The organism is Aerolutibacter ruishenii (assembly GCF_007830115.1).
Lineage (GTDB): Bacteria > Pseudomonadota > Gammaproteobacteria > Xanthomonadales > Xanthomonadaceae > Aerolutibacter > Aerolutibacter ruishenii.
On sequence record NZ_VLKP01000009.1, the window covers coordinates 21,967 to 42,261 of the forward strand.

Genomic DNA, 20,295 nt, shown 5'->3' on the forward strand with positions numbered 1-20,295 from the left:
GCCTGCCATGATCTCCCCGGGCGTCGAGCCCGCCTGGATCCTGTCCCAGATAGACCGTGCCGCCGTACTGCTCGATGATCGCGGTGCGGTCATCCATGCCAACCCGGCCGCCTACCAGCTGCGGATGCGGCTTCCTGTGCAGGGCAAGGACGGATTCGCCGTGCTGCTGTCCAACCTGCCCACCACCGCCTGGGACACCGCCCGCCAGGACCAGCGCTGGAGCGGTTTCGTGCGCATCGATGCCGCGGACGTGACCCTGGCGGCCACCCTGTTGCGCCAGCCCAGGCCCATGGATGGCGTCTACCTCGCCACCTTCCACGATGCCGCCGGCAATGACGGCGCACGCGCGCACGCGGGCGAGCCGCCCCTGGCGCTTTCGCGCGAGCAGCTCCAGCAATCGGAAAAGATGGCCTCCATCGGCCAGCTGGCCGCTGGCGTGGCGCACGAGATCAACAACCCCATCGGCTACGTCCACTCCAACCTCGGCACCCTGCAGGGGTACGTCGAAGGCCTGCTGAACATGCTCGATGCCCACGAGCGCGCGCTTGCGGCCGGCGACCTCATCGCCGCGCGCGCCGGCATCCTCGCCTTGCGCGAGCGGCTGGACATCGACTTCATCATCAACGACGTGCCCAAGCTGCTCGCCGAATCGCGCGAGGGCATCGAACGCGTCTGCAAGATCGTGCAGGACCTCAAGGAGTTCTCGCACGCCGGCCACAACGAGCCCATGCGCCTGGCCGACCTGCACCGCGGCCTGGAATCGACCCTCAACATCGTCTGGAACGAGTTCAAGTACAAGGTGCGGCTGGAAAAACACTACGGCGAATTGCCGCTGGCGGAATGCCGCATCTCCGAGATCAACCAGGTGCTGCTCAACCTGCTGCTCAATGCCGGACAGGCCATCGAGGAAAGCGGCACCATCACCATCGCCACCGGCAGCGAGGGCGAAGAGGCGTGGATCAGCATCGCCGACACCGGCTACGGGATTCCGCAGGACGCGCTGACGCGCATCTTCGACCCGTTCTACACCACCAAGCCGATCGGCCGCGGTACCGGCATCGGGCTGGCGGTCGCCTACGGCATCATGGCCCGCCACCACGGCCGCATTGAAGTGCGCAGCCGCGTCGGCGCGGGCAGCATGTTCCGCGTCGTGTTGCCGCTGCGCCAGCCCGAGGCCGTGCCGGTCGAGGCCTGACCCGCGTACTCAGGCGGGTTCGGTGCCGCGTGCGCTGTGGTTGCGCTCGTAGTCGGCGAAGGCGTCCTTGATGTGCCCGCGCAGTTCGTCGTCGTTCCACGGCTTGACCAGGAAGCGGTAGATCGCGCCGCGGTTGATCGCCTCGGTGATCGTCGCCAGGTCGGTGTAGCCCGACAGCACCAGGCGCACCGTGTCCGGGTACAGGTCGCGCACCCGCGACAGGAATTCGGTGCCCGGCATGTCGGCCATGCGCTGGTCCGACACGATCACCTGCGGGCGGTGGCTGGCCAGCAGGTCGAACGCCTCGCGCACGCTGTTGGCGGTCAGGATGCGGTAGCCGTCGCGCCGGAACAGGCGTGCCAGCGAACGCAGCACGTTCTCCTCGTCGTCCAGCAGCAGCAGCGTGCGTTCCGACTGCGGCGTGGCAAAGACGTCCTGCAGCAGGAACCGGTTGCGGATCAGTTCGTCCAGCGCCTCCGCCGGTTGCGGCGGGCTGAGCACATAGCCCTGCAGCAGGTCGCATTGGCTGCTGCGCAGGAACGCCAGCTCGGCTTCGCTGCCCACGCCCTTGGCGATCACCTTCATGCCCAGCTGGTGGCCCAACGCGATGATGCCGCGCACGATCGCCGCGCTGCGGGGGTTGCTGGCCACGCTGTGGATGAAGCTGCGGTCGATCTTGATATGGTCGATGGGATAGTGCGACAGCGCGTTGAGCCCCACGCCGCTGATGCCGAAGTCCTGGATGGTGAGGGTGATGCCAAGCTTGTGCAGGCCCTCCAGCGACTGCAGTACCCGCCGCGCATCCAGGGTCAGCGCGTTCTCGCTGATCTCGAGTTCCAGCCGATCCCCGCCCAGGTCGTGCTGGTGCAGCAACTCGCCGATCCGGTCGACGCAGTCGGCCTGCTGCAGCAGCCCGTCGGGCACATGCACGGCGAGGTCCAGGTATTCCAGCCCGCGTTCACGCCAGCTGGCGATCTGCCGCACCGCCTCGCGCACCACCCACCAGCCCAGATGCGCGGTGAGGCCCACGCGTTCCACCGTGTCCAGGAATGCGTGCGGCTGCAGCACGCCGTGTGTCGCGCTGTGCCAGCGCAGCAGCGCGCTGAAACCGGAAATGCTGCCATCGCTGGCGGCGACCCTGGGCTGGTAGTAGAGCTTGAACTCGCCGTTGTCCAGCGCCTCGACGATGCGGTTGGCATCGGCGTCGGCCGGCCGCTCCATCGGGACCTGCCTGGCATACATGCCGATGCCGGCGAGCCCGGATTGCTTGGTCTGGCGTCGCGCCTGGTCCGCGCGCGCCAGCAGGCTCGCGGCGTCGCCCGCGTGGTCGGGATAGATCGCGATGCCCGTGAACAGCCGGACCGGGAACGTGTAGGGCGGTAGCGACAGCGGCGCATTGAACGCCTCGTGCAGCCGCTCGGCCAGGCCTGCACCGTCCAGTTCCCCCGGCAGGTAACCGATGCCGGCCAGGAACTCATCGCTGGACAGGCGCCACAGCCAGCTTTCCGACGGCATCGCGGCGCGCAGCCGCTGCGCGATCGCGGCCAGCGCCTGGTCGCCCACGTCCTCGCCCATGTTCACGTTGATCAGCCGGAACATGTCCACGTCGATGTGCAGCAGCGCGATGCGGCGTCCGGTGGCACCCGCCGCCGCAATGGCCGCCGTGAGGCTGGGGCCGTTGGCGCCCAGCCGGAACAGGCCGGTCACCGGGTCGACCGGGGTTCCACTGCTGTAGCCGTACCCGTGTGGCACCGTTGCCCCTGCTCAGTCCCGCGCGCCCTTGGACGCAGTGTTGGGCGCAGTGTTGGGCGCACTGCCGAAGTCGCCGTCCGCCTGCGCCGCCAGGTACGCGAACACCGCGTACGCCGCCACGTTCTGCGCCAGCGCCTGCGGATCGATCTTGTCGAAGGTGTCGTCCGGCGTGTGGTGCAGGTCGAAGTAGTCGCTGCCGTCCTGCGCCAGTCGCGCCCAGGCCAGGCCGTTGGCGGCAAACGGGCTGATGTCAGGCCCTGGCCCGCCTTCGCCCGGCGTGTGCGCGATGCCGAGCGGCGCCAGCACGGCCGCGATCTGGCGGTCCGCCGCCTGCGCGTGGGCCGGTGCGGAGCTGGAATACCCGTAGATGCGGCCCGCGCCAAAATCGCTCTCCGCAGCGATCTGGTGCCGGCCCAGCGCCTTGGCGTGCTGCTGCGCGTAGGCCTTGCCGCCATGCAATCCCTGCTCCTCGTTGGCGAAGGCCACCACGCGGATGCTGCGCGCCGGTGCCTTGGGCAACTGGCCGATCAGCGCGCCGGCGGCCATCGTCAACCCCACCCCCGCGCCGTCGTCCACCGCGCCGGTGCCCAGGTCCCAGGAGTCCAGGTGGCCGCCGATCAGCACCACCTCATCGGGGCGCTTGCTGCCGCGGATCTCGCCGATCACGTTGTAGGAGGTGGCGGTGCCGGTCCAACCGCAGTCCAGGTGCATCCGCACGCGCTGCGGGCCGCGCTGCAGCAGCCGGGCCAGCTGGTCGGCATCGGGCACGGCGAGCGCCGCCGACGGCACCGGCGTCAGGCCCTCGTCGAAGCGGGTGATGCCGGTGTGCGGCTGCCGGTGCGAATCCGTGCCCGCCGAGCGCATCAGGAAGCCGACGGCACCCTTGTTGATTGCGACCGAAGGCGCACGGCTGCGCACGCGCGAGCCCGGCCCGTAGCCGCCACCGTTGCGCGCGCGCTCCATGCGGTAGTCAACGAACGCGATCTTGCCGGCCAGGGAGCCGGCCGGCGCCGCTTCCAGCGCGGCAAGATCGGCGAAGCGCACCACCTCCGCCTCCACCGTGCCCCCCGGGCTGCCACCCAGGGCGGTGAGTATCAGCGGCTGCGCATGCGCGCCCACGACCTTGGCCTGCTCGGCGCGGCGTTCCCACTTGGGAAAGGTCACCGGCTCGATCCAGACCTTGTCGTAACCCAGCTCGCGGAACTTGGCCTGCGCCCACGCCACGGCGCGCGCATCGCCGTCGCTGCCGGCCATGCGCGGCCCCACCTCGGTGGTCAGCGACTCGGTGACGCGGTAGCCCAGGTCGCTGGCCAGGGCGGTGTCGCGCAGCGTCGTCGCGACGGTGATCGCCGAGTCGGCGATCCGTGTCTGGCGTTGCGCGGCGTCGGCCGTCAGGGGGAGCAGGGTGGCCGACGCCAGCACCATGCCGATGGCGGCAGACAGAACGCGCATTCCGGTTACCTCGGGTCAACGGATGAAACCACGAGCATACCGACCGGTCACGTCCGCGGTGTGTGCCACCGGTCATGCCTCGCATGCCGGTGGCGTACGCGACTTACTTACTTGCGCAGCGCGTCGCGGATGTCGCGCAGCAGCAGCACTTCCTCGCTGGGCCCGGCCGGCGCGGCTTCGGCTGGCTTGCGCACGCGGTTGTAGGCCTTGAGGAACACGAAGATGACGAGGGCGATCAACACGAAGTCGATCACCGTCTGCAGGAACATGCCGTACTTCACCGCCACTTCGGCGACGACTTCCTTGCCCGCGGCATCCAGTTGTGCCGGGCTGATCACGTACTTCCAGTCACTGACGCTCACGCCGCCGGTTGCGGCGCCGACCACCGGCATGACGATGCCGTCGACCAGTGCCGTGACGATCTTGCCGAACGCCGCACCGATGACCACGCCGACCGCCAGGTCGACGACGTTGCCGCGCGCGATGAACTCCTTGAATTCGCTGATCATGCCCATGGGCCGATGCCTCCAGTCGTTGGTACGTCGGATGACGTGCCGCGACTATAGCGTGGCCGTCGTCGACGGCGTCACCCGCCCCTCCAGCGTGACCACGCCGTCCAGCGCAGCCACGAACGCATCGCCCACCTGCAACGGTCCCACCCCGGCGGGGGTGCCCATGAAAACCAGGTCACCGGCCTTCAGCGCGAACAGTTTCGACAACTCGTGCAGGATGTCCGGCACCGTCCAGATCAGGTCGCCCAGGGCCCCGTGCTGGCGCTCGGTTCCGTTGATGGCCAGCGTCAACGAACGGCCACCCAGGTCGCCGACTTCGGCCGCGGGCACGATCGCGCTGATGGGGGCGGAGTGGTCGAACGCCTTGCCGGTATCCCATGGCAGGCCCTTGGCCTTGGCCGCGCCCTGCAGGTCGCGCCGGGTCAGGTCCAGCCCCACCGCATAGCCATAGACCAGGGCTCCGGCGCGGACCGGGTCCAGCACCCCGTCGGGTGCATCGGCACCCAGCGCCACCACCAGCTCCACCTCGTGGTGCAGGTCGTGCGTGCCCCGCGCATACGGCACCTGGCCATCCAGGACCAGGGCATCGGCAGGCTTGCAGAAGAACACCGGTTGCCCGCGTTCGGCCGGGGAGGCCGGTACCGCCGCCCCCATCTCCCGGGCGTGGTCGGCGAAATTGCGGCCCACGCAGAAGATGCGGCGGACCGGGAAGGTGGCGGACAGCTGGCCGCCGAGGCGGACCGGGACACGCGGCGTGGTCGCCGCCGGAATGACGTCGCTCATGGGGACTCGAGGAAAGCGGAGCGGGTGGGGTGTGCGCCCCCTCGGCCCTCAAGGGCCGGGCAGCGGCACGGGATCAGATCAGCGGCTTTGGCCCAGCACCTGCGGTGCGACCACGCGGTACTCGCCTTCCACCACCTGGGACGGCCGCGCGACAGGCTTGCCGCGACGCTTCCACAGGCGGTACAGCAGCCCGCCACCGATCATGGCCGCGCCGACCACCAGGCTGAACGCCAGCAGCACCAGCACCAGGCCCAGCCCGACCAGGCCCAACGCGAAGCGCAGCACACGGTGGCGCGGCTTGCGCAGCCCCAGGGCGGAGCGCATGCGGGACTGGAAGGCAAAGCTATCGAAGCGGAAGGCTTGGGCGGACATTCGGCACGTCGTGACACAATGGCGCAATACGCCGGTCACCCAAGTATCGTTCAGCCTTCCCGGTGGAGGTGTAATGGAATCGTTAAACGAAGCGTCGGTCCCCCGCCCCCTGCTGACCCTGGACCACATCCCCGTGGGCGGTTTCGCCGAAATCGAGGCCGTGGTCGAGGGTGACGCCGAGTCGCTGATCCTGTATCGCGAAGGCGACACGGTCCGGGCGTGGCTCAACGTCTGCCCGCATGCCGGCCGCCGCCTGGACTGGGCGCCGGGCGAGTTCCTGCGCAGCAAGGATGGCCTGCTGGTGTGCGCCGTGCACGGCGCCAGCTTCGAGTTGAACGGGGGCGGGTGCGTGGCCGGGCCGTGCCGCGGCGAGGCGCTGCGTGCGGTGCCCGTCGTCGTCCGCGATGGGGCGGTGTTCCTGTTGTGAATCAGTACATCAGGTTGACCATCACCACCGCGATCACCGTATAGATCAGCGACAGCGGCCCGCCCACCTGCCACAGATCCTTGCCTGTGTAGCCGGCCGGGCCGGTGACCATCGAGATCACAGGGTTGGACGCGGTCATGAAGTTGTTGGACGCCGACAGCGCCACGATCAGCGCATAGGCCGTGGGGCTGTCGCCCGCCGCCAGCGCCAGGTTGATCGCCAGCGGCACCATCACGATGGTCGCGCCCACGTGGCTGATCACCAGCGAGAACGCAGTGGTCAGCAGCGCCAGCGCCAGCTGCAGCACCCACGATGGCGTCCCGTCCGGAAACTGCTCGATGCTGTGCCCGGCCACCCACGCCGCCGCGCCGCTGGAATCCATCGCCCAGCCCAGCGGGATCAGGCAGGCCATCAGGAACACGGTCTTCCAGTTGATCGCCGCGTAGGCCTCGTCGATGTTGATCACGCCGGTGATCAGCATGCCGGCCACGCCCGTCATCAACGCGATCGACACCGGCAGACGCGACGACAGCGCCAGCAGCATCGCCACCGCGAAGATGGCCAACGCGACCTTCAGCTTGTGCGGACGCTGCTCGCCCTTGGGGTAGTCGGTGACCACCACCAGGTCCTTGGACTTGGCCGCCTCGGCCAGGTCGGTCCAGATGCCGTGGATCACCATCATGTCGCCGGCGCGCAGGGCCACGTCACGCACGTTCTCGCGCAGCACGGTCTTGTCGCGGTTCACCGCCAGCAGGTCCAGGCCCATCTGCCGGCGCAGCGCCAGCGCGCGCGCGGTCTTGCCGATGAACCCGGAGGTGGCGGGGATCACCGCCTCGGCGATGCCCGCGCGGCTGGGGTTGAACAGGTCGCCGAAGTTGCGCAGCCGCGCGCTCAAGCGCAGGAACTGGTTCTGGGCGAAGTCGCCGATCTGCTCCTTCGGGCCCATCGCCCCCAGCACGCTGCCCACCCACAACCGGGTATCGGCCGGCGGGGCCAGTCGCGCGTCGTCGCCGGTCTTCAGCGCCAGCAGCAACGGCGCACCGTGCAGCGCCTCGGCCTCGCCCAGCGACATGCCCACCAGCGGGCTCTCGGCGGTGACGGTCAGCTCGTAGACATCGCCCTCGATGCCGTACGCCTTGGCGAAGTAGCTCTGGGTGCGCGCGGGGGTGGCCCCGGTGCCCGGCTCCTCGCGCTCCAGCCTGTGGCCGCGGAAGTGGAAATAGACCAGCGAGGCGGTGAGCAGCACCAGGCCGATGGGCAGCGGCGCGAACATCTTCAGCGGCTCGATGGTCGCCGCGCCGGAGGGCAGGTTGCCGTTGGCCGCCAGCAACAGGTCGTTGAGCAGGATCAGCGGCGAGTTGCCGACCATGGTCAGCCCGCCACCCATCACGATGGCGGCGGCGATCGGCAGCAGCAGGCGCGGCAGGGTCAGTCCGGTGCGCGACGACAGCCGCGAGGCGACCGGCAGGTACAGCGCCATCACCGACGGGTTCTGCATGATCGAGGAGTTGATGCCGGCCACCGCACAGGTCAGCAGCATCAGCCGCGACTCGACGCCATGTGCGCGCCGCAGCAGCCAGCCGGCCAACCGGTTGAGCGCGCCGGTGCGGTCCAGTCCCGCGCCCAGGATCATCGTGGCGATGATGCTCATCACCGCGTTGGAGGAGAAGCCGTTGAAGATCTCCTCCGGCGCCACCAGCCCGGCCAGGCCAAGCATCACCAGCACCACCAGCGCGACCACGTCGGCGCGGATGCGCTCGAACAGGAACATCACCATCGTGAAGCCCACCAGCCCGAGCACGAGCATCATGTCGGTGGTGAGCGTCAGCGCGGTGTCTTCCATGCCGTTCGGGTCAGGCTCTCAGTCAGGTGTCCGCGCAGCGGTCGTAGAGAAGGTCCCACACGCCGTGCCCGAGCTTCTGGCCCCGCGTCTCGAAATGGGTCTGTGGACGCCATTCGGGGCGCGGCACCGATCCACGCGGGCCGGCACGATTGCGGATGCCGGGCGTGGCGTCGAGCACGTCCCACATCTGCTCAGCATAGTCGTGCCAATCGGTGGCAAGGTGCAAGCGGCCGGTGGGCGCGAGTTTACGGACCAGCAGGGCGGCGAACTCCGGGTTCACCAGCCGGCGCTTGTTGTGCCGCTTCTTGTGCCACGGGTCGGGGAAGTAGATGCGGGCCTCGTCGAGGCCGCCGTCGGCGATCTCGTGCTCCAGCACCTCCACCGCATCATGGTGGTACACGCGCACGTTGTCCGAGCCGTCCTCGGCCAGCGCGTTGAGCACGCGACCCACGCCGGGGGCGTGCACTTCCAGGCCGATGAAGTCGCGGGCCTTGTCATGGGCGCCGGCAAAGCGCAGCGCCTCGCCGTTGCCAAAGCCAATTTCCACCACGCGCGGCGCATGGCGGCCGAACACGGCGTCGAAGTCCTTCGGCGTACCCGTGTAGTCCAGGCCGAAGCGTGGCCACAGCGCGTCGAACGCCCGCTGCTGCGCCGGCGTGAAGCGGCCCTGGCGCAGCACGAAGCTGCGGATGCGGCGGTGGCCCTCCTCCACGGTGAAGGGCTTGGGCGGCACCTTGGCGCCTTCGCTGTTGAACGGGTCGGTCACCCGATCAGTCCGTCGATGGGCGAAGACGCACTGGCGAAACGCTTCCGCGGGATGCGACCGGCCTTGAACGCCGCGCGGCCGGCTTCCACCGCCAGACGCATGGCGTGCGCCATCAGCACCGGGTCCCTGGCGCCGGCAATGGCGGTGTTCATCAGCACGCCATCGCAGCCCAGTTCCATCGCGATCGCCGCATCCGACGCGGTGCCCACGCCGGCATCGACGATGATCGGCACCCTGGCGTTCTCGATGATCTCGATCAGGTTGTACTTGTTCTGCACGCCCAGGCCCGAGCCGATCGGCGCGGCCAGCGGCATCACCGCCACGCAGCCGATCTCCTCCAGGCGCTTGGCCAGGATCGGGTCGTCGCTGGTGTAGACCATCACCTCGAAGCCGTCCTTCACCAGCAGTTCGGCCGCGGCCAGGGTCTGGACCACGTCGGGGTACAGGGTCTTCTGGTCGCCCAGCACTTCCAGCTTGACCAGCGTGTGGCCGTCCAGCAGCTCGCGCGCCAGGCGGCAGGTGCGGACCGCGTCGTCGGCGGTGTAGCAGCCGGCGGTGTTGGGCAGGATGGTGTAGCGGTCCGGCGGCAGCACGTCGAGCAGGTTGGGCTGGCCCGGGTCCTGCCCGATGTTGGTGCGGCGGATGGCGACGGTCACGATCTCCGCACCCGCGGCCTCGGTGGCCAGGCGGGTCTGCTCCAGGCCGGTGAACTTGCCGGTGCCGGTCAACAGACGGGAACGGTAGGGCTTGCCGGCAATGACGAGCGTATCGTTGGCCAGCGGAGTGGGGGCGTGCGGGCTTGGTGGCATAGGGGGCGTAGGAGTGCGCGGTTGGCCAGTGTACCCGCTCCACCCACCACCCTTCGAACAAAACGGTGGTCATGCCAGCCGGTTTCCGGCGCGGTTCCATTGCCGCACGGGACACACGGCCTGCTCCCAGGGCTGCATTTGGGGCGGCCCTTCGCCATCGTCATGCGGGCGGGCCTTTGCCTCGGCTGGACCCAACCAATGGCACGGGGGTAGGCCGGGCATACAGGTTAAGGTCGGCGGGCTGGCATGGTCGGGGTGGTGCAGTCAACGATGTAAAGGAACGGCATGCAGTGGAAGAAGTCCTTGGCAGGCAGGCTCTGCCTGAGCCTGCTCCTGTTGCTGCTCTCGTTGGGGGCCGTGGTGGTGACCGCCGTGCTGGAGCTCGGCGAGGTCAGCAACCGGGTCCAGAACCTCGCCGTCGACCGCTTCCCCAAGGTGGTGCAGGCCAACCTGGTGATCGACCGGGCCAACGAGATCGCTCGCACCATGGGCGAAATCCTGTTGGCGAACGATGCAGTGACGTTCGAGCGCGGGCGCCGGACGATCATGGTGGCGCGGGGCAAGGCCCTGGAGCATCTGACGTGGCTGTGGCGGCAGGGCGGTTCGCCGTCCGAACTCCGGCTGCTGGACGAGGTCGACCGTGTCCGGGCCGATTATGTCGCCGCGCAGAACCGGTTCTTCGCGCTGTGGGAGGGCGGCGACCATGAGGCGGCGCGGACCTACTACATGCAGGAAGCGCTCGCGCTGCAGGATGCGTACGTCGCCGCGCTCGGTGCGCTGACCCGCCTCCACGGGGACATGACCACGCTGGAGAACGAGAAGGCCCAGCGTCATGCCCGGTTGGCCATGGGCCGACTGGCGGCGATTTCCCTCATCGTGGCCCTGCTGACCGCCATTATCGGCCGGCGCCTGGTCCAGGGCATCACCCGCCCGCTGGCTTCGGCGGTGGACATCGCCAACCGCGTGGCCGCAGGACAGCTTGAGATTCCGGCGTCGCCAACACCTGACGATGAACTTGGGCAACTGCTTCATGCGTTGCGGGTGATGGCGCGCACGCTTGGCGAGGAGCGCCTGGCGCTTTCAAGGAGCGAGCGGATGTACCGGCTCCTCGCGGTGCACGCCAGCGACGTGATCTGCCTGCACAGCGTCGACTGCCGTTACACCTACCTGTCGCCGGCTTGTGCAACGCTCCTGGGGCGCAGTCCGCAGGAACTGATCGGGAAAACCCCGGAGGCGCTCGTGGCACCGGAGGACATGCCGCTCGTGCGGGCCGAGCATGCCACGTTGCGCAACCTTGGAGCGGAATCCACCTACAAGATGACCTTCCGCGTGCGTCATCGGGATGGCAGCCACCGCTGGGTCGAGACGGCCGGGCGAAAGGTGTGTGATCCCGTGACCGGAGAAACATCGGGCATCGTCTCGGTCATGCGGGATGTCACTGCGCGGTGCGAGGCGGACGAACGCCTGCGGGAGAGCCGGGAACTGCTCGCCCAGTCGCAGGACCAGGCCCAACTGGGCAGCTGGTGGTACGACCTGGACAGCCACCGCCTCACCCTGACCGACACCGCGATCCAGATCTTCGGGGGCTTGCCTGCTGGGCCACCCGGCAGGCGCTGGATGCTTTCGGTCGTGCATCCGGACGACCGCGCGCGCATCAAGGCCAGCTGGGACGAGGCCGTCGAAGGCGTGGCCGTCGACATCGAGTACCGGCTGCTGGTGGCGGGCGTGGTGTGCTGGGTGCGTGGGCGCAAGGAATTGAAACGGGCCGACGATGGGCGGCCGCTGCGGATCCTGGGTACGGTCCAGGACATCGGCGCCATGAAACAGAAGGAAGCCGAACTTCTGGCCTCGCGCCAATTGTTGCGCGACCTCGCCGCCCACCACGAGCAGGCGCGTGAAAGCCAGCGATCGCACCTGGCACGGGAGATCCACGACGAGTTGGGCCAGTTCCTGAGCGCGCTGCGGATGGACGCGGCCATGTTGCGCATGCGTTTCGGGCACCTGGACCCCGACATCGCCCAGCACGTGGGCCACATGAAGCAGACCATCGACCTCACCATGACCGTGGTGCGCGACGTCGTGGCGGCATTGCGACCGGGAGCGCTCAATGAAGGCCTGGTCCCGGCGGTCGAATGGCTGCTGGGCGACTTTTCCCGTCGCACCGGCATCATCGGCCACCTTGACGCCCCCGACAGCGACATCGAACTGGACGGCGAGCTGGCGACGGCCGCCTTCCGCATCCTGCAGGAATCCCTCACCAACGTCGGCCGGCACGCGCAGGCCACCGAGGTGTCGATCAGGATCGCGTGCATGGACGGACAACTGCATCTTCGGATCGACGACAACGGGGTCGGCTTCGACCCGGTCGCGGTTGGAGAGCGGCGGACGTTCGGCCTGCTGGGCATGCGCGAGCGGGTCCTGGTGTTCGGCGGCTCCGTTTCGATTGACAGCGCGCCGCAGAGCGGTACAACTCTCACCGCGATACTTCCCATTGGCACCGCACCTGCATGATCCAGATCCTGATCGCCGACGACCACGCCATCTTCCGCCAGGGGGTGCGCCGCGTCATCGAGTTCGCCGCGGACATGCGCGTGGTCAGCGAAGCCTCCAATGGCCGGGAAGTCCTCGAGAGCATTCGCAGCCAGGAGCCGGACATCCTGCTGCTGGACCTGGCCATGCCGAGTCCCAGCGGGATTGAACTCATCAAGCGGGTTCGCGAAGTCGCGCCCAGCCTGCCAATCCTGGTGCTCACCGTGCACAACGAGAGCGAGTTGGCCAGCCGCACGATCCGCGCCGGCGCCGCCGGTTACCTGACCAAGGACGGTGAGCCGGAGTTGCTGTTGGACGCGATCCGGACCGTGTCCAAGGGGGGCAACTACGTCGCGCAGCCGATTGCCGCCAAGCTGCTGTATGACCGCTTCGACCGCGATGCCGCGCCACACCGCCTGCTGTCCGACCGGGAGTACCAGGTGTTCCTCAGGTTGGCGCGCGGCCTGGGCATCGGTGTGATCGCCGATGACCTGTACATCTCGCCGAAGACGGTCAGCACGCACAAGTTCCGGGTGCTGCAGAAGCTGGGGCTGAAGACAGAGGCTGAACTGGTGCGCTATGCAATCAGGCATCAGTTGGTGGACTGACGTCCAGGACGGTCTTTCGCCAGTGCGGTCCATGGCGATCGCTCGATGCGGAGCAAATTAATCCTTCGCCTACACGTTGCCTAATCCACACCCGATTGGCGGGCGCCTTTTCTGGCGACAGAGTCGGACCTTCCAATGGGTGCTGCAGGCGAGATGTGGATGACGATTCCCTCTTCGGCCGAAGGCTGGCCGACGGCGCATTCCGATACCTTGCCGCGGTGGCGGCCGGGCGAGGCGAGCCCATGAGTGCGCCCACCCGGGTCAGATCGCCGCGGCCCTCCGCGGGCGGACGCACCTCCATGCCGCTCGTGGCCGTCAATGGCGGATTCGCCACGCTTGCACGCGTGGCGCGCGCGGTGAAACGGCGGCCAGGGGGCTCGGTCCTGGACGATCTGGGCGCTTTCGCCTGCCAGGTGGAGACCGTGCTCGCATACGCCCGCCATGGGCACCTGCGGTTGGACGACGAAGTCACGACGCTGTTGCTCCGGTGCGGCAGCCACCTTGAGCAATGGAGTGTCTTCGCAGCCCGGCGACTGGACGCAGGCATCCGGTTCGAGCGCGAAATGCTGTCGGAAGCACTATCGGACCTGCTGGAAACGGCAAGTGTGGCCGCGATGGACGCGTATGAGCATTCCGTCGGCTGAGCGCGTGCTTTGGCCGGTGGAGAAGGGTCCCTGGCCGCGGATCGCACTCGCGTTGCTGCTGGCGGTGCCGCTGCTCGCCTGGACGCAGGCAGTCGGCATGGCGCCGCCGACGCAATGGATGCAACCATTGCATGCGACCACCAGCCTGTTGGCGACCACGGTCGCCTTTGCCATCGCCATCCTCGCGTGGCTGATTCGCATTCTTTACCGTGACGGCATATCGCTGCCGTTGGTCTGGGCGTTCTGTGCGATGGCGGTGCTCGAGCTGGCATGGACCCTGACCGCAGCGGACGACACGGCGGCGGGAAAGATGCAGCACTCGCCATTCGCCAACAGCGGGGCCGTAGTGGGGATGGCGTTGGTGCTGGGCATGGCCTGGTCACACCGGAGCGATGCCTGGACCAGGCCCGCCTTGGCCAGTGCGGGTCTGGTGCTGCTGGCGAGTGCCGGTTTCATGTTGGTTGGCAGCGGGTCGGATTCCTCGGCGGTCCTGGGGGGTGGCTACAAGCTGGCGGCCTATGCGCTCATCCTGTGCGGCCTGTGCCGCGGGCAGCAGCGCAAGTGGCACCAGCGATCCGACCCGGTGCGCCAAGAGGCCGGCGCCCACGACCGGCATTACCGCACGATCATCAACAGTGCTCCCGATGTCATCCTGCTGGCCGATGCCGAGGGCATGATCCGCGCCTGCAACAACCGATGCGAGCAGCTGTTTGGTTACGAACGTGCTGAACTGATTGGCAAACCGGTGGAAGTATTGCTGCCCGAGCGCTACCGCGAGCGTCACGTCGGCCACCGCACCCGCTTCGATCCGACCGTGCATGGCCATGCCATGATGGGGGGGCGCGAGATCCTGGGGCGGCACCGTGACGGCAGCGAGATTCCCCTCGGTATCTCGCTTAGCCCTTTGTCCGGCGACGATTCCGGGCGCGTCATCGCCTTCATCCGCGATATCCGCGAACGGGTGAATATGCGGCAAGCCTTGATGGACCAGGCGCGCCGGGATGCGCTGACAGAGCTTCCCAACCGGATGCATTTCACGGCGCAACTGGCACAGACGATTGCCTCGACAGGGGATGGACTGCGGGTTGGCGTCATCCTGGTCGGCCTCGACAACTTCAAAAGCATCAACGAAAGTCGGGGGCACCCCTACGGCGACCAGTTGCTGGTGCTGGTTGCGCGTGCCTTGGGCGGCCTTGTGCCGGGTGGTGGTGTGCTCGCCAGGATGGGAGGCGACGAGTTCGCGATCCTGCTGCCGGAACTCGAGGATGCCCAACCCGCACTGGATGTCTGTACCGACGTGCTGGAGGTGTTGCGGCGGCCGTTCGAGCTCGATGGCCACAGTACTCCCAGCGGGGCTAGCATGGGGATCGCGCTGTATCCCGACGATGCCGATGACCACGATGGGTTGCTCCGGCGTGCGGATATCGCGCTGTTCCAGGCCAAGTCCGAGGGCCGCGGTTGCGTCAGGCGCTTCGATCGAGGGCTGGAGGTTCGCATCGCCGACAGGTTTGGACTGCAATCACTCCTGCTCGAGGCGCTCGCGGAGGATCAGTTCCGTTTGCACTACCAGCCCCAGGTTTCGCTCACGGATGGCCACATCTGCGGGTTCGAGGCGCTGTTGCGCTGGACCCATCCCGTGCGCGGACCGATTGACCCCGGGCAATTCGTGCCGGTGGCGGAGGCAAGCGGGTTGATCGTCCCTATCGGCAACTGGGTACTCGACGAGGCGTGCAGGCAGATCGGCGAGTTGCACCGCCGTGGCATTGCGCGACCGATTGCCGTCAACCTTTCAGCCCACCAGTTGCACCAGTCGGACCTGGTGCAGCGCGTCTCCGCGGCCCTCCAGAGCAACGCCATTCCCGCCCAGCTGCTCGAACTCGAGCTTACCGAAAGCGCCGTCATGCGGGATCCCCACCGCGTGACCCAGACCTTGCAGCGACTCAGTGAGCTGGGCGTGCGGTTGGCGCTTGACGACTTTGGTACCGGTTATTCCTCGCTCGCCTACTTGAAGGACTTCCCGTTGCATAAGCTCAAGGTCGATCGCTCGTTCATCGTGGACCTGGAAGGTACCGGCAATGGCGTGGCCATCGTGAAGGGCGTCATAGGCCTGGCCCACAGCCTTGGCCTGACGGTGCTGGCCGAGGGAGTGGAAACCGAGCGGCAGCGGATCATCCTGCAGCAAGCCGGCTGCGACGAGTTCCAAGGCTGGTTGTTCAGCCGGGCCTTGCCGGAGGATGCGCTTTGGCCGCTGCTGAGCGGCGAGGGCGCGCGCGAATGCGTTTCGCAATAGCGTTGTCGCGCGACGTCGCAGTCGGACAGGCATGGGCGAGGCGTGCGTCATGCCGTTGAGCACCTGGGGAATGGAGCATGACGCCGACATCGTGCGGCGGTTCGAGGTGTTCTCGCAGGTGGCCGGACTGGTCATGATCGGGTTCGGGTTGGCAGTGCTGCTTGGCTGGTCCCACGACTTTTCGCTGACGGGCGCGGCAATCGTAGGGCGGTGGGATATGAAGCCCGGTGCCGCGATCGGTTTCATGATGGCTGGGGTCGCCTTGCTCCTGAGTCGAAATCGCGGGCGGGTACCGCAGGCGGCTGGTCGGATGCTCTCTTTGTCCGTGCTTGTGCTGGGGGCGCTCACCCTGGTCGAGTACCTGTGGACGTTGGATTTGGGGATCGATCATTTGTTCGATGACGTCGACGCGCATCGCTTGGGCCGGCCGCCAGGGCGGATTGCGGAACTTGCCGCGTTGGCCTTCGTCTTCCTGGGAGGGGTGGGATACCTGGTGTCCGTTCGCCGCGGGCTGTGGTTGAGGGAATGCCTTGCGATTGGGGTAATCGCCATCGCGATGACCGGAATGGCGTCTTATGGCTTCGCGCTGGCCGGCCAGGGCAACGATCTGTTTGCCCATATGCCCATCCATACGTCGCTGATGCTTTTGCTGGGTGCACTGGGGTGGATGTCCTCGGTGCCGACCACGGGGCTGACCAGTGTCGCAACAGCCAACAGCCTGGGCGGCGCTTTTGCCCGTCGGCTGTTGCTCCCGGCCCTGCTCCTGCCCGTGGCGTTCTCGTTCGTGTTCAAGGCGCTGCAGTCGCGGTTCGGCGTTTCCGAGGTGTTTGCGTCCGTGCTGGCGGCCCTGTTTACCGGTGGCACGGTGTCGTGGACGATCTGGTGGGTTGCGGCACTGCTCGACCGGGTAGAACGCCAGCGATGTGAGTCCAAGGTGCTTCGCAACGATGCCAGCACCGATGCACTCACCGGGCTGGCGAACCGCCGCGCCTTTGACGCCGCGCTGGCCGGGCTGGTGGCGAAGCAGCGCGAGCACGAGTTCGCGTTTTCCCTGCTGATGCTCGACCTGGACCGTTTCAAGACATACAACGACACGTTCGGTCACCCGGCGGGTGACGACGTGATGCGCCTCACCGGCCATCTCCTCGTCTCGGCGCTACGCCCCCAGGATGTGCCCGCGCGCTACGGTGGCGAGGAGTTCGCGGTTCTGCTCCCCAACACCACCGCTGAGCAGGCAAGGGACGTGGCGCTGCGCATCCTCGATGATTTTCGCGCGTTCCCGTGGAAGCATCGTGCCGTCACCGTGAGTATCGGCGCAGCTCAAGCGCGGGAGGGCGAGGATGGGGCCGCCTTGGTTCATCGCGCCGATAGCGCCCTCTACGTGGCAAAGCGTGCCGGCCGGAACCGGTTGATGATGGCGCAGTGCTACCCGTTGCCGGTGGCCTTGGGTGCGTGATCGGCACGGGCACGGGCATGGGCATGGGCATGGGCACTGGTTGGTCGGGAGCCCCTGCCAACGCCAAGCGCAAAGCCACCCTTGGCCAGGCCTGGCCGCATTTGACGGTTCAACAATCGTCGGGACCTGGCCGTTGCGGCAAGCGTGGCCGGAACGCGGGGGTTAACCCGTATCGGAAAGTGGGCGGCGCATCGACCTCAGCCGGCGTTCCCCCCTGTACCCGGCGTCGATCGTGGCCCGCGGCACAGGCTCGCGCGGTACGAAATGGCACGGCGGGTGCAAGCCCGCTTCGCAAAACTTCGGGTCCGGACGCTCAGGATGAGTGGCGGGCGGCCGGGTTACCTCACCGCGTGGGCCTGTCCGCATTTGCCTTGTCCGCGGGCAGCCAACCGCGTTGGCATATGCTCAGCCGCCCCCCAGGGCGTGCACGATCTCGACCCGGTCGCCGTCGCCCAGCACCCACCCGGCATGACGGCTGCGCGGCACGATCTCGCCGTTGACCTCCACCGCGACGCGCCGGTGTTCCAGTCCCTCGGATTGCAACAGCGACAGCACCGTTGCCGATGCGGTCAGGTGGCGGGGCTCTCCGTTCAACACGATGTCCATGCGCGTATTGTCGTCGCTTCCTCGCCGAGGAGCCAGTCGCGAGGTGGCCAGGTGCGGTGGGCAAATGTCGCGGTGCACCTTGTCGCGCGGCGGCCGGCGTGTTTCGATGGGCCATCCGCGTGGGTATGTTGCAGGGGTGTGCCCGTCGCGATCGTTCGCATCACCATTTCCAGGGACAGACATGAAGAAGATTGTTCGTTCGGCGCTCGCAGCGGCGCTGGCACTGGCGGCTGCGCCGGCGCTTGCCCAGACCTACTCCCAGACCGTATTTTTCGGCGACAGCCTGACGGACTCCGGCTTCTACCGGCCGTTCCTGGTCCAGCAGAACCCGCAGGCAGCGATCCTGGGCAGGTTCACCACCAACCCGGGCCTGGTCTGGTCGGAGTATCTGGCGGACTTCTATGGCACAGGTGCGGCACCGGCCTGGGGCCTGACCACCACCGGCATCGTCAATGGCACCGGCACCAACTATGCCGCGGGTGGCGCACGGATCACCCTGCAGCCGGGCTTCCGGCCGCAGCCGCCCACCAGCGCGGCACCCTCGCTGGCGATGCAGGTCAACGCCTACCTGGCGCGCAACGGCGGCCGGGCGGATCCCAACGCCCTGTACACCGTGTGGGGCGGTGCCAATGACCTGTTCTTCCACATCAATGGCCTGACCACCCAGCAGCAGTTCCTGACCGCCGCGGTGGAGCAGATCGGTCTGGTCGGCAAGCTGCAGGGCGCTGGCGCCCGCTACGTCCTGGTGCCGACCATGCCTGACGTGGGCACCACGCCACTCGGCCTGTCACTGGGTGCGGCCAACGCCGCCGGTATCAGCGCGCTGGTCGGCGGCTACAACCAGACGCTGTTCGGCGGACTGGCACAGGGCGGGCTGCGGGTGATTCCGCTCAACACCTTCGCCCTGTTGCGGGAAATCTCCGCCTCGCCCAGCGTGTATGGCTTCGGCAACGTCACGCAGGCAGCGTGCGGTGCGACCAGCGCGCTGATCTGCAGCCCCGCTGATTACCCCGCGGGCGCGCAGGAGTCGTATCTCTATGCGGACAATGTCCATCCCACCGCGGCGACGCACCGGATGCTGGCCGAATACGCCGTGTCGGTGCTGGAAGGTCCGCGCCAGGTGGCGTTGCTGCCCAATGCCGCATCGATGGTCGGCCGTGCGCGCGCCGAGCGCGTCGCGGCGCAACTGGACCCGGCGGAGAGCGATGGCCTGCGCTGGTGGGCGGACGTGCGTGGCGACTTCCAGCGCTACGGCAAGGGCGACACCTACGACGGCGCAGGCCCGACGCTGACCGTGGGCGCCAGCTGGACGCGCGGCGACCTGGTGTTCGGCGCCTTTGGTGGCTACGGCCAGCAGTCGCAGGACTGGGGGCGGCGCGGCGGCAGCTTCGACCAGTCTGATGCCAGCCTGGGCGGCTTCGTCGGCTGGAAGGCCGACAGCGGCCTGTGGGTCAACGCCCAGGCCAGCTACAGCCAGCTGGGCTTCGATACCGACCGGGACGTGGTCCTGGGGCCGGCGACCCGCACCCATGAGGGCTCCGCGGACGGCAGCAATGTCAGCATTGGCGCCAGCGCCGGTTGGGAGTTCGGCTGGGGCGCCTTGCGCCACGGCCCGGTGATCGCCGTGCTGTCGCAGAAGATCGAGATCGATGCGTTCGCCGAGAGCGACCCGGCGCTGTCGACTTCGCTGGCCTATCCGGAGCAGAGCTTCGATTCGCTGATCGGCTCGGTGGGCTGGCAGTTCAGCGGCACCATCCACGAGCATCTGAAGCCCTATGCCCGCGTGACCTGGGACGAGGAGTTCGAGGACGCGCCGGCCGAGGCGTTCGCGCAACTGCAGTCCATGTCCGTCACGCTGCCCTACGCAGTGCCGGGCCATCGCTTCGACCAGACGTACGGAACGCTGACGTTCGGTGCGCGTACCCAGTTGATGGGCATGGATGCCAACCTCGGCACCAGCGTCACCGTTGGCCAGGAAGGCGGCAACCACGCCACCGTGTTCGCCACCATGGGCATGGGCTTCTGAGTGCGACATGCGGCGCCCGCGGGCCGGGCGCCGCGTTGCCAAGTGCGTGGCCCGCGGCATAGACTGGTGCGGTCGCGGGTGTAGTTCAATGGTAGAACTGCAGCTTCCCAAGCTGCTAGCGTGGGTTCGATTCCCATCACCCGCTCCACTGCATCAATCTGCGGACTTCCGCAGAAGTCCAAGAGAGTCTACAAGTCGTTGCCTCACAAGGACTTTTCCTCTCTT

17 protein-coding genes, 1 tRNA gene and 1 riboswitch are annotated in these 20,295 nt (G+C 67.8%); of the genes, 9 read left to right on the forward strand and 9 right to left on the reverse strand.

Translation table 11 applies throughout. The features are described 5' to 3' along the window. The first annotated feature begins 7 nt into the window (after positions 1–7). Positions 8–1,195, forward strand: coding sequence for an ATP-binding protein (locus tag IP93_RS10910; protein ID WP_199747190.1), 1,188 nt, complete (start codon positions 8–10; stop codon positions 1,193–1,195). Between the two features lie 9 nt (positions 1,196–1,204). On the opposite strand, the gene IP93_RS10915 is transcribed toward IP93_RS10910, so the two are convergent. The 5 genes from IP93_RS10915 to IP93_RS10935 all read right to left on the reverse strand — a co-directional run bounded on the left by IP93_RS10915 (position 1,205) and on the right by IP93_RS10935 (position 6,066). After that, the gene (locus IP93_RS10915; RefSeq protein ID WP_242006846.1) at positions 1,205–2,947 is read right to left on the reverse strand and encodes an EAL domain-containing protein; all 1,743 of its coding nucleotides are present in this window, start codon (positions 2,945–2,947) and stop codon (positions 1,205–1,207) included. Positions 2,948–2,959: 12 nt separating this feature from the next. After that, a complete protein-coding gene (locus IP93_RS10920; RefSeq protein ID WP_144815636.1) occupies positions 2,960–4,399 on the reverse strand; it encodes a M28 family peptidase in 1,440 nt (479 codons plus the stop codon). A gap of 107 nt (positions 4,400–4,506) precedes the next feature. Then, a complete protein-coding gene (mscL, locus tag IP93_RS10925) occupies positions 4,507–4,914 on the reverse strand; it encodes a large-conductance mechanosensitive channel protein MscL (protein WP_144815638.1) in 408 nt (135 codons plus the stop codon). Positions 4,915–4,959: 45 nt separating this feature from the next. Beyond that, positions 4,960–5,694 carry a fumarylacetoacetate hydrolase family protein gene (locus tag IP93_RS10930; RefSeq protein WP_144815641.1) on the reverse strand — a complete coding sequence of 245 codons (735 nt, stop codon included), beginning with the start codon at positions 5,692–5,694 and terminating at the stop codon, positions 4,960–4,962. A gap of 78 nt (positions 5,695–5,772) precedes the next feature. Next, entirely contained in the window at positions 5,773–6,066 is a 294-nt protein-coding gene (locus IP93_RS10935; RefSeq protein ID WP_242006847.1) for a hypothetical protein, read from the reverse strand. Positions 6,067–6,139: 73 nt separating this feature from the next. Here IP93_RS10935 and IP93_RS10940 point away from each other — a divergent pair, with 73 nt between their 5' ends. Further along, positions 6,140–6,493 (forward strand): Rieske (2Fe-2S) protein, encoded by a 354-nt coding sequence (locus IP93_RS10940; protein WP_144815644.1) that lies wholly within the window; start codon positions 6,140–6,142, stop codon positions 6,491–6,493. A 1-nt stretch (position 6,494) separates the two neighbouring features. Here IP93_RS10940 and IP93_RS10945 read toward each other — a convergent pair whose 3' ends face one another. Genes IP93_RS10945 through IP93_RS10955 form a run of 3 tightly spaced genes read right to left on the reverse strand, consistent with a single transcriptional unit; the run spans position 6,495 to position 9,911 of the window. Further along, on the reverse strand, positions 6,495–8,336 hold the full coding sequence (locus tag IP93_RS10945) for an SLC13 family permease (RefSeq protein ID WP_144815646.1): 1,842 nt from the start codon (positions 8,334–8,336) through the stop codon (positions 6,495–6,497). A 22-nt stretch (positions 8,337–8,358) separates the two neighbouring features. Further along, on the reverse strand, positions 8,359–9,102 hold the full coding sequence (gene trmB / locus IP93_RS10950) for a tRNA (guanosine(46)-N7)-methyltransferase TrmB (protein ID WP_144815649.1): 744 nt from the start codon (positions 9,100–9,102) through the stop codon (positions 8,359–8,361). Next, positions 9,099–9,911: a thiazole synthase gene (locus IP93_RS10955; protein WP_144815652.1), complete on the reverse strand. Its 813-nt coding sequence runs from the start codon at positions 9,909–9,911 to the stop codon at positions 9,099–9,101. The genes trmB and IP93_RS10955 overlap by 4 nt, the downstream gene beginning before the upstream one ends. 285 nt (positions 9,912–10,196) lie before the next feature. Between IP93_RS10955 and IP93_RS10960 the strand changes: the two genes are divergently transcribed. From IP93_RS10960 to IP93_RS10975, 5 genes are all read left to right on the forward strand, one after another. Next, entirely contained in the window at positions 10,197–12,422 is a 2,226-nt protein-coding gene (locus tag IP93_RS10960) for a PAS domain S-box protein (protein ID WP_144815655.1), read from the forward strand. Continuing rightward, on the forward strand, positions 12,419–13,048 hold the full coding sequence (locus tag IP93_RS10965) for a response regulator (protein ID WP_144815657.1): 630 nt from the start codon (positions 12,419–12,421) through the stop codon (positions 13,046–13,048). Before IP93_RS10960 ends, IP93_RS10965 begins: the two co-directional genes overlap by 4 nt. 299 nt (positions 13,049–13,347) lie before the next feature. Next, a complete protein-coding gene (locus tag IP93_RS15665) occupies positions 13,348–13,692 on the forward strand; it encodes a hypothetical protein (RefSeq protein ID WP_158636330.1) in 345 nt (114 codons plus the stop codon). Continuing rightward, positions 13,673–15,982 (forward strand): putative bifunctional diguanylate cyclase/phosphodiesterase, encoded by a 2,310-nt coding sequence (locus tag IP93_RS10970; protein ID WP_158636331.1) that lies wholly within the window; start codon positions 13,673–13,675, stop codon positions 15,980–15,982. Before IP93_RS15665 ends, IP93_RS10970 begins: the two co-directional genes overlap by 20 nt. A gap of 49 nt (positions 15,983–16,031) precedes the next feature. Continuing rightward, positions 16,032–17,438, forward strand: a complete 1,407-nt coding sequence (locus tag IP93_RS10975; protein WP_242006848.1) for a GGDEF domain-containing protein — start codon at positions 16,032–16,034, stop codon at positions 17,436–17,438. Between the two features lie 256 nt (positions 17,439–17,694). Further along, positions 17,695–17,784: riboswitch (cyclic di-GMP riboswitch) on the forward strand. Positions 17,785–17,843: 59 nt separating this feature from the next. Here the strand turns inward: IP93_RS10975 and thiS are convergent. After that, complete coding sequence (gene thiS / locus IP93_RS10980) at positions 17,844–18,044, reverse strand: sulfur carrier protein ThiS (RefSeq protein ID WP_144815662.1); 201 nt, start codon at positions 18,042–18,044, stop codon at positions 17,844–17,846. A 181-nt stretch (positions 18,045–18,225) separates the two neighbouring features. On the opposite strand from thiS, the gene IP93_RS10985 reads away from it, so the two are divergent. After that, entirely contained in the window at positions 18,226–20,070 is a 1,845-nt protein-coding gene (locus IP93_RS10985) for an autotransporter domain-containing protein (RefSeq protein ID WP_144815665.1), read from the forward strand. Positions 20,071–20,144: 74 nt separating this feature from the next. Continuing rightward, positions 20,145–20,218 (forward strand) — tRNA-Gly (locus IP93_RS10990). Positions 20,219–20,295: the final 77 nt, after the last annotated feature.